The following is a 15,049-nucleotide window of genomic DNA, read 5'->3' on the forward strand; positions in this document are numbered from 1 at the left end:
GACGGAAGGGCAGGCGGGCAAGAAGCGGGGCACGGCGTCAGGGGGTTGGCCATCCGTGCGGGTGAAATCAGGGTGCCGGGAGAGCCAGGGGCCGGGGGCGGGCGTTAGAGCGGCGAGGTCAGCTTGTTACGAGCTGAACACCGTCGCGAAGGAACTGGAGTGAACGATGCGAACTGACTCAAGCCGCAAGGTGCATCTGGCGGTGTTCAACGTGCCGATGCTCGGCCACGTCATTCCGACCCTGGCCGTCGTGGAGGAGTTGGTGGCCCGTGGATACCGGGTGTCCTACGCAGTGACGGCGGAGTTCTCCGACCACGTACGCGCGGTGGGTGCCGAGCCGGTGCTGTACGCAGTGCCGGCGGCGGGCGAGGCCCCGGAGGACATGGGGCAGGGGGTGGCGCGGGCGATCGAGGTCAATATGACCTCGCTGCCGCAGCTCGAGGCGGCGTTCGCGGACGACCGCCCCGACGCGGTGCTCTACGACGTCTACGCGTGGGCGGGCCCGCTGTTGGCGGCCCGGTGGGGGGTGCCGGTGGTGCAGCTGGCGCCGACGCATGTGCCCTACGACGGGTTGGTGGAGGAGTTCTTCGGTCTGGAGGACATCGCCCAGATCCCGCGGCTTGCCGAGCTGGCGCAGGCGCTGGAGGTGTTCGGCCTGCCCGGCGGGGTGCACGCCCTGACGCTGGCTCCACCACGGACCATCGCGTTCTTCCCCCGCTCCTTCCAGCGCCGCCCCGAGACGGTGCGGGCCGGGCAGGCGCACTGGGTGGGCCCGGCCATCTCCCCGCGCGCCTTCCAGGGCACCTGGACGGCGCCGAAGAACGGCCGGCCGGTGGTGTACGTGTCGCTGGGCTCGCAGTTCCACCGCCGCCCCGACTTCTACCGCGCCTGCGTCCAGGCCCTGGCCGGTACCGGCTTCCACGTCGTGATGAGCGTCGGGGCCGACGTCGCGAAGCAAGGCCTGGGCGAGCTCCCTGACGGGTTCGAGGTCCACGCCAGCGTCCCGCAGCTGGACGTCTTGAAGGCGGCCTCGGTGTTCGTCACGCATGGCGGCATGGGCAGCGCCATGGAAGCCTTGAGCCTGGGCGTGCCGTTGGTGGTGGTGCCGCAGATGGCCGAACAGCGCGTCAACGCCACCCTCGTGGAGAACCTGGGTCTCGGCGTGCACCTGCCTCGTGAACAGGCAACCGCGCAGACTCTGCGCGCAGCCGTGCAGAACGTTATCCGGAGCACGGAGATCCCCGACGCGCTGGCCCGCATGGGCCACGACATCGACGCCGCGGGAGGGGCCCGTGCGGCCGCCGACGTGGTGGAGAAACTGCTGACGGACCGCTGACCGCGGCACCCCGGCCGGTCGTGCTGACCTTGCGGAGCACCGACCGCTGCGGCACTGCTGCCACTACCGCTGTCCGACGACCGCCGGAACCGGATCTGACGCGTACCGGCGGAGCACGACCTGGCGCCGGTCGGGAGAAGGGATGAAGCACGCTCCCATCTCCGCCACGACACGGTGCCCTGCGGCGTCGGCCGTCTCCACGACGATGTCCCCCTGCGCGGCCGACGCTGCACCCTGCTTCCAGGTCCGGCCGGCTTCAAGCACGCCCACCTTCAGCCGCTGCAGGTAGTACGCATAGCCCTCCGGCGAGGGATGGAAGGCGTCCGGGCAGTACAGGCGCGCGGGATCGCGGCGGAAGACGTCCGTGGTCAGCGACACCACCACAGCCCCCGCGTCGAGAGCGGCTGCGGCCTGGCGGCGCGCCAGGCGGTGCGAGCGCCACGTCGCCACCGCTGCCACGCCGGGACGCACCGCCGGGGCGGCGCCGATATCGGCACAGGAGCCGACCACCACCTGCCAGCCTGCCTCCCGCAACTCGCGCACGTACCCGCCCAGCTGCCGCGCCGACCCGTGCAGCGAGGTGGGCATCATGACGTCGTTACCCCCGATGAGGATGAGAGCCACCCCCTGGTCGGTCCGCCCGGTCACGGCCCGCACTTGCCGTGCCATACCGGCAGTCGTCACTCCGGCCCTGGCCTGGACCCGTACGTTGACCGTGCAGGACAGCTCCGTCGCCAGTGCGTGGGCCAGGCCGGCGCCGAAGGTGTCCTTGGTGTCGAGAACTCCCACGGTCAACGCGGAGGAGTCACCCAGCAGCAGCAGAGGCAGCTCCGGTCCGGTGCTGGGGCCGTAACGGCCGCGAGGAGAGGGAACGTTACGGCCGTCCCACAACGGCGAACGGAACACCGATCGCACATAGGACTTCAGCACCGCACCGCGCACGCGCTTGCGCAGGGACCTTTGAGAGCGACCACCATTGAACGGCACCGTACGACCTCTTCTCAATGTCCGACGACGTGGAACAACGGGGGCAAGCGCCGGCACCTCGAACCGCCGCCTGGCCTCCCCTGGTGCCGGTTCGAAGGACGAGTCCGGCACCCGACCAAACGACCAAGATCGCCACAGGACACGCCTACGGAGCAGAGGCGGGCGGGAGGCACGCCTCGAGTGGCAGGCAGGAGCTCTTCCGACGGGCAGAGGCACGGTGTCCACGTTCTCGTCCAGATCCGCGCGCTGCTCCTGGGGGCCGCCCACGTGGACCGCTTCGCCCGCCGCGGGCGCGGCCTCGACCCGTGGTTCCACAGCCACCGCGCCACCCTCAGCCTGTGCCCCTGTAAGCGGCCGACGCCTTTGCCTCTCCCCGCGCGGCCCCGACCGGGGATTGCCGGCTACTCGGGGGCGTCCCAGCACCGGCGCCGGTATCGGTGGCGGCACCGCGCCCCGCACTCGTATCTGTCACCGGCGCCGTGCCTTGGCACCCGCATCCGCCATCACAGCACCAGACAGGACATCTTCGTCATGCAGCACGCCGTGCCGACTTCCGCTGTCCGCACTCCATCGGCCCCGGCCGCAAAGGGTCCTCGCCGCTGTGCGCCGCAACGAGCGACTCCCCTACGCCGTCACCCGCTCGCCCGGCTTGGAGCCGCGTCACGAGGAGGACCGGCGTCGCTCGTCAGCGGGTCGTGCCAGTGCGGCAGGTATCCGCTTCCGCAGCGGAAGCGGCGCAGCGCAGTACACCGTGCCCTGTCAACTGGCACGGAGGTACAGAACTTCTGACGTCCGAGCCCAGGAGGGCTTGCGCACAGCAGAAGCAGTGCCTCGCCGGGAGGTGCCCGGCGGCAGGGCCCGGCTGGTCCTCGGGTTCCAGTGGTTGCTGCCGCGCCCCCTCCCTAGGGAACCGGCAGCGGCCGGGGATCCGCACGGGCTTCGGGCGGCCCCTCGGCGAGCCGGACCAGGTCCACCTTCGGCCGCAGCATCGCGTTGACGGCTCCGGCTCTGTCAGGCGTTCACACGCCGGGCTTCATCGCCGTACCCCGGGCGAGGGATTCCGATGGCCTGGGCGGGGGACGGCAAGCGGTGCGGCGGTGTCCCAGAACCGCAGGAGGACTCGGGCGACTGCCTGGGGCTGATGCAGCTGTGCCAGATGCCCGGTCCCGGGAATGACCGCGTGAGGGATGCCGAGCCGCCGGGCTGCATCGGTGAAGCCAGACGCCGGGAACAGGTTGTCCTCGGAACCGCTGACCATCAGTGCGGGCACGGGGACGTTGCCGGGATGTTCGGCTTGCAGGGCCGATGCCAGGGCGCGGGTCAGCCCCAAGTAGTGCGCCGGCCGAGTTGTGGCCAGCCGGGCCTGCGTGATCTGGCGGAACGCCGGATCGACCCTGTCGTGCGGCCAGTACCGCTCCGCCCAGCCGCTCGCCATCGCGACGGTCCGGGCGCACCCGATGCGCTGTCCAACGGCGGCTGCCGCTCGCAGACGCCTGGCGACGGCTCGGTCACCGTTCAGATGCCAGCCCACTACGGCGAGGCTCCGCACAGGAGCGGCGGACTGCACAGCCGCACGGGCGACGAAACCGCCCATACAGAGCCCGACCAGGTGAACCCCCTCAGAGGGATTGATCTGAGTCAGCACGGCCAGCAGGTCCTGTGTGAGAGCTTCCAGGGTGTAGTCGGCCGGATCGTCGGTTCCGTCGGACTCGTGCTGGCCGCGGTGGTCGTAGGCGAAGACGCGGTACCCGGCGTCGGCCAGGTGCGGAAGCAATGCGTGAGAGTCCTCCTTGGAGCCGTACAGGCCGCTGACCACGACGACAGTGACGCCGCGTTCGGCGCCTTTCGCAGGAGCGCAGTACAGAGCGGCGAGCCGACCGGCGGGGCCGGTGAAGCAGTGTTGGCGAAGAGGGAGCGAGCTCACGGGCGTTCTGCTTTCCGAGTCTGGCCGTGTGGGGCGAGGGGCCGGCGGGCAGCCTGCCCGCCGGAGAGGGAAGGGACCGTTTCGGGCGGACGACCTGAACCGTGGAGATGACCGGACGCGCTGCCCGGTGTCCACCAGTTGGCCTTTCCGGCCAGTGCCATGACCGCCGGCACGAGCAGGCCGCGGATCACCGTGGCGTCCAGCACCACAGCGAGCGCGAGGCCGACACCGATGATCTTGAGAAGAACGACATCGGAAGTGGCGAGAGCGCTCATGACCACGGCGAAGATGACCGCTGCCCAGCTGAAGAGCCCGGCGGTCCGGTCCAGGCCACGGACCACGGCAGTCGCCGTGTCCCCCGTGCCTTCGTGTTCTTCGCAGATCCGGGCCAGGAGGAAGATCTCGTAGTCCATCGACAGCCCGAAGGCGATACAGAAGATCAGCACAGGCAACTGGATGTCGGTCGTGCCGGTCGGGGTGAAACCACCCAGCAGATGAGCGAAGTGGCCGTCCTGGAAGACGTAGACCAGCGCGCCGAACGTGGCGCTGAGGCTGAGAGCGTTGAGCAACAGGGCCTTGAGGGCCAGTACCGGCCGGCGAGTCAGCCACAGCACCAATGCCAGCATGGTGGCCGACACCAGGCACAGGGCCGGCCAAAGCCGGTCGGAGACCCGCTGCTGGACATCTGCCAGGACTGCTCCCGGACCGCCCACCAGAACCGGTCCGGGAGCCGGAAGAGCGCGAAGAGCCATGGCCACCCTTCGCGCTCGCGCGCCGAAGGGTTCACAGTCGGTGGTCACCGACAACCAGGTGCCCCGTCCGTTGGCGTATGTCGTCGCGGCCGCACCAGCCGGTCCGAGACGCCGTCCCTTCTCATAGACGCCACCGAAGGACTCCACGCGTCGCACGTCACGGACCCGGGCGACGCTGCGGGCGAACCGGTCCAGCTCCGCCGGGGAAGCCGCGGCGAGGAAGCCAGGCAGCACCACAGTCGTCGGGCTGGTCACACCGCCCTGGGCGAAGTCCTGGCGCAGGGCCTGGCCGCTCTTGCCGATCTCCGACGAGGCCGGGAACAGCCGGTCGTCGAACATGCCGAACTTCACGTGGGTGAAGGGACTGGCCATCACCACCAGGCACGCGGTGACCAGCAGACCGACAGTGAGGGGACGCTCCATCACTCGGACTGCTGTACGGCCCCACACTCCCAAGCGCGCTTGCGGCTGCGCGCCCGGCCTGCCGCGTCGCCATCGGGCGAAAACGTCCAGACGGTCAAGGCGCCTGCCCAGCAACGACAGCACCACTGGCAGAACCAGCAGACTGACCACCGCGTCGAGGACGACCACGGTGATCCCGCCGAAGGCGATCGAACGGAGGATGGGCAAAGGGAACAGGAACAGCGCCGACAGTGAGGCCGCGACCGTGGCAGCTGAGAACGCCACCGCCTTGCCGGCCGTGCGCAGCGTCACCCTCAACGCGGCATCCACCGACAGGCCCCTGGCGAGTTCCTCTCGGTACCGGCTGATGACGAACAGGCTGTAGTCCACCGCAAGGGCGAATCCCAGGGCGTAGCTGATGCTGCTCGCGTACACCGACACAGGCGCGAACCACGTCCCCAGCCGCAACACCGCGGCGGTGCCCGTGACCGCAAGCGCCCCGACGACGACCGGAAGGAGGGCCGCCGTCAGCGAGCGGTAGACGAACAGCAGAAGCACCGCCGTCACGGGAAGCGCCAGCAACTCCGCGAAGCGACGGTCCTTTTCCACCTGCCTGCCCACCTCGGACCGCAGGGTCGCCTCTCCTGTGGCCGCGACCGTCAGTTCTCCTTGCCTGCCGGTGACAGATGGCACCAGGAGGTCGGCCGCACGGCCAGCCTCGATGTCATCACCGCGCAGGCGTACCAGGAACATGGCACTGTTCCCGTTGACAGACCGCAGCGAAGGGGCGCGAGCGGACCAGTAGGAACGCACCCAGGAGACGGACGGATCGGCCTCGAGGCGTTGGGTCACCTTCAGCGCCCCGGCTTCGGCTCCGGGTCCGTCCACAGAACCACGGGCGCGGGCGACCAGCACCAGATTCGGAACGGCAGACCCGAAGTCGCTTTCGAGAACGCGCTTGGCTTGCATCGCCTCCGCCGTGGCCGGTGCCTCACCGCCGATCGCCAGATGCTCGTGTACCGAACTGCCGAAACCCAGTGCCACAAGCGAGACGAAGGCGGTGACCAAGAGGACCGCCACACGTCGGCCCGGCACCAACGCGGCGAGGGAACGCCCGTTTCGAAGATCGGGCTCAATCATCGCCGCCTCAGCTTCCTCATATCTCTGACACCGAAACCAGCCGACCGGCCGCCACGCCGTCCCGTCGGAACAGCTCACGCGCAGCAGCTGGTGGATCACCCGCTCACCGGCTCTTGATCAACGAGGTGACGCCAGCAAGGTGGCGGGGCCGGGGTGACCTGTAGCCGGGTGCCGAGCCACGGCGCGACGCGCTGCGGAGCACACGCGCCGGCCGCACCCGGTACGCGCGGACGATCACCGGACGCATCGCCCGTTCGCTGCACGCGCCCGCCAGAGGGAGCGCCGTGTCCGCGTCCGGGTGGCCCCACGGCCCGCGCCGAACCTCAGCACCGGTTCTGGAAGGCGATGGGCCTGCAGAAGCCGGCCCATTCCGAGAGCCACCTCGGCCGACCCGTGACCGGGGGCCCGCAGACGGGCGCTCACACGGGGGTGCCAGGACGTCCACTCCTCGCTCATGGCCTCTGTGCAAGGCGGCGATCCGCACCGAGCGACCCGGGCAGGCTCCGGGGTTCGACAGAGTCCGCGAGCTCGGGGTAGCGCGGACCCGGCGAGAGGGGGAGCAGCCGTAAGGTCGTGTCGTCGGACCGTAGGCTGCCGTACCTGTCTACGGGTCCGGCCACACCAGCGCGGTCGGCCGCGGCCAGCACGCCTGTTGCGATCACTCGTCCGGGCGGTCGCCTCGCCGCTGGCGAACCGCCGGCCGCGCCGGGACGTCGCGAGCGGCATGCACATCGGCGAGCAACTTACTGCCGACCCCGGGCTCGTGGTCCTGGACGTCGCCGCCGCCGACGGGAGCACCATCCGGGAGGTGATGGAGGGCCTCCAGCAGCAGTGGGCCACCTCCGGCATCCCCGGTCCGGCATACTCCGGGCGAGGCGGAGGTCAGGGCGCGGATGTGGGCAGACATCCGGCGCCTCGTCACCGCCGCGTAGACGGCGCAGAGGTGCCGATGCCGGGCAAGCCCCGCGTAAGCCACCCCGCGGGTCGGCTTGCCCAGGGTCGCCTTCGGATCGCCCGGTCGGGTCCGGCGGCGGAACACGAACGCGAGTCGCAAGAGTTGGCGTGACTCGTTCGCGCTCACCCAGGCGGCGCGGCACCCCTCGGCCGTCGCGCAGCCAGGTCGGCCTCGTTGCGGGCCACGGCCACCACGCTCCCCCGGCGCGGGTAAGGGCGCGGGTGATACCGGAACTGCAGTCGGTGATCATCGCGACCCGGGCCGTCCGGGGAGGACAGCTGGGAGAAATAGGCCCGCGTCGCCGCATTGGCCGGGATCGGCTGCGTCGTCATGGCGACGCGACTCCGGTCAGCGGAACATCATGATGGCAACCCCGGCCAGTGCGAAGATCACCCCGCCCCACGCCCAGTGCTGCATCGGCACGTTGAAGAACCGGTGGTGATCGTCCCACCGGTTCAGCCGCTGCCCCACGACGCGGATGAGCGCGGTGGCTACCAGGCAGCCCGTGACCATGCCGATGTCCTCGGCGAGCAGCGAACCGCCGAACAGTTGACCGAGCGCGATCCCGACGGCGAGGCCGGCGCCGGCCAGCGGTACGACGAGAATGCCCCACCCCGACCAGATCACGACGAACATCCCGAGCCTCCCCGTCACCCGACCCGGCCGTCGCCGTCCGCCGGAGGAGGAGATTATGCCCCCTTCCGTACGGCGGCTCACCGCATGAACGGGAATGAGGGCAAGGGGCCGCAGCCCGCCGCCCGAACGCCGAGGAGCGGTTCCCGGCCTCCCCCGACGGAGGGGTAGGCCGCGCGGAAGGGAGCGGGTTCGCTGGCGGTGCGTATCTTTCCTCCCCTTCGACGTCTTCCAGGCGTGCGGTCAGGAACCGCACTGAACCGTACGAGCGCGGCCTTGCGGTGCGGTGCGGTGGGAGACACCTAACAGGCCGCCGGGCGAGGGTGACGTCCCTCCACGAGTGGTGCCTGGCGCACTGCGAGCCGGAGGGTACGCAGGGAGGCGTGGCCCGTAGCCCGACATGACAGGACGGGGGCCACGGGCCACATCCCGCTTCCGTCAGGTCCCAACCGCGTCCGCTGTCGCCAATCAGTCAGCCGGTCGGTTCCTCGCGTTCTTCAATCCGCTCGCGCTGTACGGCCCATCGCCTCAGGGTTCGCCGTACGCCATCGGTCCCCTGGATGAGCTCGATGGTCGCGGTGTGCCGGCTGCGCTGCTTCTGTGCGCCCGCTATGCGCGGGGCGCACTCCTTCGTAGCTCCTGCGGGTGATCGCTGCGGCCTTGAAGCCACGGCAGGATCACTTTCGCAGATCTTGTCCAGTGACCTGCTTTGTCCGAGCAGGTCACGTTCCATCGGCGAGAAGACCCCGTGCGCCGCAGCCCCGCTGCACGGGCCGCCGCTTACTGGAGCAGAGGAGTACTGCTGTGCCGTTGACTACTGCGGATGCCGTGGCCGAGATGGAGGCCGCGAGCAAGGTGGGCGACCCCACGGCCGACACGCTGGTGTCGGATCTGATCGACAACCGGGAAATCGACGGGGTCAACGCCCTGTTCCGCACCATCGGGACACTCAAGCCCGGTCAGGATCTCTCCACGCTGCCACCGCGACTGGCCGAGTTCCTGCAGGAGGCCGCGGCCCCGCCGCCGGACTGGAGCGAGGCGGACGTCAAGGCCGCAGAGAGCTTCTTCGCCCACCACCACGGCGAGGTGTCGATGCTCCTGGGCACCGTGGGCCTGATCGGCACCTACCTCTCCCCCACCGGTGCGTTCACGCTCCGCTCCACCGGCCGCCTCGGCGGCGTCGAGGGGCCGGGCAGGCGGCTGTCGCAGTCCTCACGCCTGTTCATCGACATGGGCAACAAGAACGCCATGCGCGACGGCAGCCTGGCCGCGAACGTCACCAAGGTGCGCCTGGTCCATGCCTCGGTACGCCAGTTGCACAAGAAGAGCGGTGAGTGGGACTACGCCAAGTGGGGCGAGCCGGTCTCACAGAAGTACACCACCGGCGCTGCCTGCGTGTTCTCCACCCAGATCCTGCAGGCCATGAAGAACCTGGGCATCGATGTCTCGAAGGACGACGCGCACGGTTTCATGTGCGCCTGGCATTACGTCAACCACTACCTCGGCACGCCGGAAAAGTGGCTGCTGCCCAAGAGCGCCGACGAGGTCGAGGCGGTCTGGAACGCCCAGCGCGACAAGGAGTGGAAGAAGACCGACGACGGCGTCTACATGACCAAGCAGGCCGTGGACTTCTACAAGAAGTTCCTGCCCCCTGGCATGCACGACGCCTACATCGCCATGGTCCGCGTCGCACTCACCGACAAGTACGCCGACATGGCCGGCCTGCCCAAAAACCTCCTCGACGAGACGGGCAAACCCTTGGCCGCCGGCCACAAGGTCGTCAGCGGCATCGGTGGCGGCCTGCTGGGCGGCGGCGCGAAGAAGACTGTCGGCGTCAACCCGTACAAGGAGGTCCTCGGGGCGGCCTCCAAGGCGTACAACGAGGTCGAGAAGTACGCCCTTACGCATGACCAGGACGACCAGCCCCAGATGCACCAGGAACTCGACGACAACCGCTGATCGCCCACCCGGCAACTGCCGCCGGCCCCCTGGCCGCCTCACACACGGCACCGGTCGCCGCGTGCCGCGACCGGTGCCCGAGCTGGAGGCCCAGGCGACCAGCAGGACCCCAGCTCGGCGGGCACGACCGGCCATTGGCCGGCTCCTCTGCGTGGCGAGGCCCTTGATGCCGAAGTCGGCGACGTACACGGGGACGGGCTCCGAACACGCCACAGGCACCCTGCTGCCTGCCGACTACACCGTCGGAGAAGCAGCGGAAGGGCGCACAGTGGCCCGCTACCCTCGCGACCTGGCACGGCCACCGGTCATGGACGCGGTCGTGCCATACGGCATGCGGGGCCCCTCCCCTCCCATTCGGAGGCAGGTGCTCCGTATGAGTCGAGTGGCCTCGGCCGATGGTCGATGGGCAGAAGTGGCGCCGGTGTAGTCCGTCGCACCCTGCAGCCCCAGCTCGATACAGCCGACGAACGGGCGACCGAGACAGCCGACATGCCGGGCGTGGGCGGGGCCGACGCACCAGCACCGGGGCCAGCGCACCAGTCTGCGGAACACCGTGGAGCGTCCGGATCGGCGGCGCGGCGGTGGGGCCAGTGGACGGCTGGCGAACGGCTGCGGCATGACGCCTGCCTCGTGAACCCGGTGGGCGGTGGAGCGACCGCACCGTTCGGGGCACGTGCCGCATCCACGACGTCCCGTTCAGGCCCGACGCCGTCGCCTCACGATGATGCAGGCTATGCCGCCGGCGGCGCCGCACGTGAGGGCGACACCCGTGCCTGTTTCCAGGCTGCCGCCACCGGCTGTACCGCCCACCCCGCCTTGGGCTCCGCGGGTGGGCATCACGGTCGGGGTGACGGGCGCGGGTGTGGGGACGGTGACGGTGGTGCCTCTGCTGGGCAGCGCCTCGCAGGCGATGCCGTCGTCCGGTCCCTGGTCCTCGTCGAGCCGATGCGGGTCGCTGCGGTCGGTGTTGAAGAAGCCCTGGGCGTCTTCCTGGAAGCGGAAGTCACGGCAGTCGAGATCCGTCTGGGCATGTGCCGCCTCGGAGGACAGAGCGAGGGAAACGAAACCCAGGACGATGCACGCTGCGACAGAACGGCGATCCATATGGGCCTCCTCGTGTTCCCCGAGAGGTCGGTTCGACTCTAGGAGGGGCGTCTGGGGAGCGCGCCGGGAGTGGGCCAAACGGGGTACGTCTTCGGGGTTCTGCACCGAGTGAGCGTGGTGGTCTTGGCCATGCCCCGACAGAGGTGGGAGGCGCGGAGCCCGGCGGCACCGCGGCCGTGCGTGGTGAGTGAATGGACGGGCGGCCGTCCCTCCGCCGTCACCGCGGTGGGTGGCGTCATTGGCAGCCGGCAGCGGAGCACTGGAAGACCCGCTATGGATGGGTACGGCGAGGCCGGGCCGCGGGACCGCCCCGGCCTCCCGCACCCCTCACCTACGCAGGCCCCGCCCGACGTCGTCGACAGGCTCTGGTTCCGGGCCCGCCCCGGAGAGGCGGTCCGGGACCGGCCCCAGCGCCGGTGGATCGGTGGTTGGCCGCCGGGAAGTGCGGTGAGTCGTCAGGCGCGGCAGCGCAGCATTTCCAGTGGGGGGTTGGCGTAGAGGTCCGCCCAGAGGTCCGCGCCGAACTCTCGTACGCCGGCCTCGGACACCCGGACCGGGGCCCAGGTCAGCTCACTGAATCCGGCCGCCTTCAGGCAGTCCTCGTAGATCCGGCGGCGCGGGCGGTTGGCGACGAACGATACGGGCGGGTCGAGCAGCGCCGTGGTCCGGACTTGCGGTCCGGTCTCGGCCTCCTCGCCGGTGAGCTCGCTACGGAAGCCGTACTTCTCCGGGGTCGGCCCGTCGAAGCGGAAGTCGGGCGACTGGTTGAGCAGGAACAGCTCGGCACCGGGCTTCAGGCTCCGGCGCATGTTGCGGCACATCAGCTCAGTGGTGGCGATGTCCGGTGCGTAGTTGAGCAGTTGGACCGCCAGGCCCACGTCGAAGGGCTGCTCGAAGGTCCGCAGCGTGGACACGTCGCCGACCTCGTAGCGCACGCCCAGCGGGTCGTGCTTCTCCAGCTTCTGCGCCACGGCGACCATCTCGCCGGAGATGTCGATGCCGAGCACATCCGTGGCCCCGCGTCGCTTGAACTCCCGGCTGTAGAAGCCGGTGCCGCAGGCCAGGTCGAGAACCGACTTGCCGCTCACATCCCCGACCAGGGCCAGAAAGCTGGGCACTACCGCGTACTGCTCCAGAGGCAGAGCCTTGAATCCCTCGTACGCCTCACCGATCTCGTCGTACTGTTCCTGCGCACTCATCGCGTCATCCTCCCCGTGTGTTTCACCATGTCATCGGCCCCGGCCGCCCGCGATCGGGACGGCCGCTACCTCTGGCTGGCAGTCTCTCCCAACCTGCCAGGCCATCAGGCCTGGCGGAAACCACAAAAATGTGGTCGCCGCCCCGGACTCCCGCACAGGCCGTCCTGCGAGTTCGAGCAGATGGACACGGCCTAGCTGGATTGCTCACGAGCCTCATTGACAGTCCCGGGTCGCGGACATGGCGAAGACCTCCGGTGTGGTGGAGACGTCTGGGACTGCACCACACGGAGGCCTTCGTGCCGCACCGTTATGCCCGGCTGACCGTCTTCGGCAGGCGGTTGCTCGTTCAACGCGTCTGCTCGGGCCGTCCCATCGCGCATGTGGCTGCCGAAATAGGTATTTCGCGCGCGACCGCCCATAAGTGGATGCGACGGTGGCAGGCCGGCGGCGAGGCCGGGCTCGTGGATCGCTCCTGCCGGCCGCTCACCACCCCGCACCGCACCCCGGCCGCCACGGAGGCCCGCGTCTGCGATCTACGGCAGGCCCGCAAACTCGGACCGCCCGCATCGGGCCGGTCCTGGGGCTGTCCACCTCGACTGTGCACCACGTCCTGGCCCGCCACGGCCTGTTCGCCGGCACATTGTCGTCGGGGTGTGCCGAGGTGCCGCTGAAGCGAGCGGACGAGCGGCGGGAGCGGCGCGGTTCAGTGGTACGGAGTGGTCACTGTCCCTACGCGTCGCCTACCGCTGGGTTTTATCGGTGCGCAGCAAGATCCGCAGCGGTTGCCAGTCGGTGAGGGGTGAGGGCTGCTGGAGCCGCCCTCTGGCGGAACTGCCAGCGGCGACTTCGATCTCGATGTACTGGCTGCCGGAGAACACCCAGTAGCGGTCGTCGTGCCCGGGCACGGGCATGGCGGCGTCGATTCGGCTGGTGAAGGCGGGCAGCCCGCCGAAGGACTTCTTCCAGTCCGCCAGCGAGCCCGGCCCGCTGACCCGGCGCGCAGCCGCCGGGCTCTCCCCGGCCTCCACCACAACGTACCGGCCGCCCGAGAACACCCAGAAACGGCCCTCCGCTCCCGGTACCGCCATCACCGCGTCGACACGTTCGTCGAAGCCGGGAAGGCCGCTGAAGCTGGTGGCCCAGTCGGTGAGGGGTGAGGGCTGCTGGAGCCGCCCTCTGGCGGAACTGCCAGCGGCGACTTCGATCTCGATGTACTGGCTGCCGGAGAACACCCAGTAGCGGTCGTCGTACCCGGGCACGGGCATGGCGGCGTCGATTCGGCTGGTGAAGGCGGGCAGCCCGCCGAAGGACTTCTTCCAGTCCGCCAGCGAGCCCGGCCCGCTGACCCGGCGCGCAGCCGCCGGGCTCTCCCCGGCCTCCACCACAACGTACCGGCCGCCCGAGAACACCCAGAAACGGCCCTCCGCTCCCGGTACCGCCATCACCGCGTCGATCTGCTGCGGGGTGGCTTTCGTCTCGGTGCCGACTATCGGCGCACGTGAGCTGTCGGCCCACCAGTACAGGCCGGCACCGGCTCCGCCCACCAGCAGCGCTCCCGCCAGGACGGCAACCTTCCACGGCCGTACGCGAACACGGCGACGCCGAGCGGTGATCGGGTCATGGCGCCGAGTGGGCTGCAGAGGCCGGTCCTCCTGGGCGATGACTGCTTGCAGCGCATGAGTGATCATGGCGGGGGTCGGCCGCCGGGTGGGCTCCTTGTGGAGCAGCTCTTCGATGATGCCGCGCAGGGCGCCCGCGCTCGGTGCGATCTCGGGCGGCTCGTAGACGACGGCGTGCATGACCGCCGTCGGCTCCGGTCGGACGAAGGGTGGTGTGCCTGTTGCCAGCGAGCACAGCGTCGCACCGAGGGAGAAGAGGTCGCTGGAAGGATCAGCGGGCAGCCCCCGCATCCTCTCGGGGGCCATGAACTCGACCGAGCCGACGACTCCGCCGGTCGCGGTGTGCGCTTCGTCGGCGAGCGCGGCGATTCCGAAGTCGGTGAGCACGGCGCTGCCGTCGGCCCGGAGCAGCACGTTGGCCGGCTTCACGTCACGGTGCAGCGCTCCGGTGGCATGTACGGCATCCAGAGCGGACAGCAGTTGGAGCCCGAGTCGGGCGACCTCGGTCGCCGGCAGGGGGCCTCCCGCCTTGAGGTGATCGGCGAGGGAGCCGCCGGAGACGAGCTCCATCACGATCCACAGCCGGTCGTCGTACTCGACCAGGTCGTAGATGTCGATCACATGAGGATGAGAGACCCGTGCGATGGCGCGCGCCTCCGTCAGCACCCGGCGCATCCGTGCCCGCAGCTCCTCGCCGTGGGACACGATGTGCAGTTCCTTCACGGCGACCGCGCGCTGCAGCAGGTGGTCCCAGGCACTCCAAACGGTGCCCATCCCGCCGCTGCCCAGCCGCTCGGTCAGTACGTACCGCTCGGCGACGATCATGTGCCCATTACTGTCGATCACGGGTCACAACTTACAGGTGCGCGTGAACATGCCAGCTGGGGCGGGGTATGCGCACCGGGTGCCTCGGCTCCACGGGCAAGCCTCGGCGCCGCCGTGATTCCGGCCTGGTTCAGCCGAGGTCGTTCTCGGGCTGCGCGGGCTCCCACGGCGCACCCGGCTTCCGCCTCCCCGAGCTCTCGTACTACCGCTGCCA

At 69.9% G+C, this 15,049-nt stretch carries 10 protein-coding genes and 1 pseudogene; 4 read left to right on the plus strand and 7 right to left on the minus strand.

Annotated elements, in window-relative coordinates; translation table 11 throughout:
- The first annotated feature begins 166 nt into the window (after nt 1–166).
- Entirely contained in the window at nt 167–1,336 is a 1,170-nt protein-coding gene (locus tag ABD347_RS15465; protein WP_344361344.1) for a macrolide family glycosyltransferase, read from the plus strand.
- Between the two features lie 63 nt (nt 1,337–1,399).
- Here the strand turns inward: ABD347_RS15465 and ABD347_RS15470 are convergent, their stop codons facing one another.
- From ABD347_RS15470 to ABD347_RS15480, 3 genes are all read right to left on the minus strand, one after another.
- Nucleotides 1,400–2,251, minus strand: coding sequence for a GDSL-type esterase/lipase family protein (locus ABD347_RS15470; protein WP_344361346.1), 852 nt, complete (start codon nt 2,249–2,251; stop codon nt 1,400–1,402).
- Nucleotides 2,252–3,356: 1,105 nt separating this feature from the next.
- Complete coding sequence (locus tag ABD347_RS15475) at nt 3,357–4,247, minus strand: alpha/beta fold hydrolase (protein WP_344361348.1); 891 nt, start codon at nt 4,245–4,247, stop codon at nt 3,357–3,359.
- Nucleotides 4,244–6,640 (minus strand): MMPL family transporter, encoded by a 2,397-nt coding sequence (locus ABD347_RS15480; protein ID WP_344361350.1) that lies wholly within the window; start codon nt 6,638–6,640, stop codon nt 4,244–4,246. The genes ABD347_RS15475 and ABD347_RS15480 overlap by 4 nt, the downstream gene beginning before the upstream one ends.
- A 625-nt stretch (nt 6,641–7,265) precedes the next feature.
- On the opposite strand from ABD347_RS15480, the gene ABD347_RS15485 reads away from it, so the two are divergent.
- Entirely contained in the window at nt 7,266–7,607 is a 342-nt protein-coding gene (locus ABD347_RS15485) for a DUF6207 family protein (RefSeq protein WP_344361352.1), read from the plus strand.
- A 237-nt stretch (nt 7,608–7,844) separates the two neighbouring features.
- On the opposite strand, the gene ABD347_RS15490 is transcribed toward ABD347_RS15485, so the two are convergent.
- Nucleotides 7,845–8,132, minus strand: coding sequence for a hypothetical protein (locus ABD347_RS15490; RefSeq protein WP_344361354.1), 288 nt, complete (start codon nt 8,130–8,132; stop codon nt 7,845–7,847).
- Between the two features lie 807 nt (nt 8,133–8,939).
- Here ABD347_RS15490 and ABD347_RS15495 point away from each other — a divergent pair.
- Nucleotides 8,940–10,088 (plus strand): oxygenase MpaB family protein, encoded by a 1,149-nt coding sequence (locus ABD347_RS15495; RefSeq protein ID WP_344361355.1) that lies wholly within the window; start codon nt 8,940–8,942, stop codon nt 10,086–10,088.
- 696 nt (nt 10,089–10,784) lie between these two features.
- Here the strand turns inward: ABD347_RS15495 and ABD347_RS15500 are convergent.
- Both ABD347_RS15500 and ABD347_RS15505 read right to left on the minus strand, forming a co-directional pair.
- Nucleotides 10,785–11,192, minus strand: coding sequence for an excalibur calcium-binding protein (locus ABD347_RS15500; RefSeq protein ID WP_344361357.1), 408 nt, complete (start codon nt 11,190–11,192; stop codon nt 10,785–10,787).
- 455 nt (nt 11,193–11,647) lie between these two features.
- On the minus strand, nt 11,648–12,391 hold the full coding sequence (locus tag ABD347_RS15505; protein ID WP_344361359.1) for a class I SAM-dependent methyltransferase: 744 nt from the start codon (nt 12,389–12,391) through the stop codon (nt 11,648–11,650).
- 296 nt (nt 12,392–12,687) lie between these two features.
- Here ABD347_RS15505 and ABD347_RS15510 point away from each other — a divergent pair.
- Nucleotides 12,688–13,019 (plus strand): annotated as a pseudogene (locus ABD347_RS15510) (helix-turn-helix domain-containing protein); the annotation flags it as partial.
- A gap of 112 nt (nt 13,020–13,131) precedes the next feature.
- Here the strand turns inward: ABD347_RS15510 and ABD347_RS15515 are convergent.
- On the minus strand, nt 13,132–14,856 hold the full coding sequence (locus tag ABD347_RS15515; RefSeq protein ID WP_344361361.1) for a serine/threonine-protein kinase: 1,725 nt from the start codon (nt 14,854–14,856) through the stop codon (nt 13,132–13,134).
- Nucleotides 14,857–15,049: the final 193 nt, after the last annotated feature.

This window comes from Streptomyces gobitricini (assembly GCF_039532985.1).
GTDB lineage: Bacteria > Actinomycetota > Actinomycetes > Streptomycetales > Streptomycetaceae > Streptomyces > Streptomyces gobitricini.